The sequence below is a fragment of the Acrocarpospora sp. B8E8 genome (assembly GCF_039871605.1).
Taxonomy (GTDB): domain Bacteria; phylum Actinomycetota; class Actinomycetes; order Streptosporangiales; family Streptosporangiaceae; genus Acrocarpospora; species Acrocarpospora macrocephala.
Map to the genome: position 1 here is coordinate 1 of NZ_JBDPLV010000212.1, position 1,010 is coordinate 1,010.

General features: G+C 63.8%; 1 protein-coding gene. It reads left to right on the forward strand.

Features of this window, described 5'->3' with window-relative positions:
- Positions 1 to 62 precede the first annotated feature (62 nt).
- Positions 63 to 977, forward strand: coding sequence for an IS982 family transposase (locus tag ABGB08_RS54665; RefSeq protein WP_347608554.1), 915 nt, complete (start codon positions 63 to 65; stop codon positions 975 to 977).
- Positions 978 to 1,010: the final 33 nt, after the last annotated feature.

Below are 1,010 nucleotides of genomic sequence, written 5' to 3' on the forward strand. Positions count from 1 at the left end.
CTAGATGAATGAGTCCAAGGGTTCGCCTGCGGAAATAGAGCGAGAGTGTCCATGATCCGTTTGTGACGACAGACCTGAACACCCTCGCAACCGCACTCTATGTCAGGATCGACGATGCGCTGAAGGCTTCACCACATCTCGCGCCGGGGCGTCCCAAGATCGGCATCGCGCCTACTCTCAGTGATGCCGAGCTGGTCACCCTGGCGGTGATGTCGGCGCTGCTGGGCTTCACCTCAGAACGGCGATGGCTGCGCCATGCCCGCGCCGAGCTGACCGGCATGTTCCCGTACCTGCCCGGGCAGTCCGGGTACGGCAAGCGACTGCGCAACGCATCAGACCTGGTCCTCCACATGATCAGAATGCTCGCCGCCGACACCTCGCTGTGGAGCGACGACGTGTGGGTGGTCGACTCCACCCCAGTGGAATGCGGCCGATCCCGGGAGACGGCCAAACGCAGCGACCTGGCCGGATGGGCGGAGTACGGCTACTGTGCCAGTCACTCGCGGTATTTCTGGGGGTTGCGGCTGCACCTGCTGTGCACCCTGGGCGGACTGCCGGTCGCGTTCGCACTCACCGGTGCCAAGGCCGATGAACGCGACACCCTGCTCGGGATGCTCGACCGCGCTCCCGACGTGGTGGCCGACCATCCGGGTCAGACGATCATCGGCGACAGGAACTACTACGGCCGCGAGTTCGAGCAGGCCGTCACCGACCGTGATCTGACCTTGCTGCGTCCGGCCCGCAAGGGCGAGCCCGAGCGGGTCGGCGCGCATTTGTTCAGACCCTTGCGGCAGACCATCGAGTCGATCAACCAGACCTTCAAGGGACAACTTGACCTGGAACGTCATGGCGGTCGTACACCTGCCGGGGTTGTTATCCGCGTGCTTGCACGGATCCTCGCGCTGACCGCCGCGATCTGGCACAACGACAAAACCGGCCAGCCGATCAAGCGATCCCTGCTCGCCTACGACCACTGAAAGTGACCAGACCCCTTGGACTCAATCATCTAG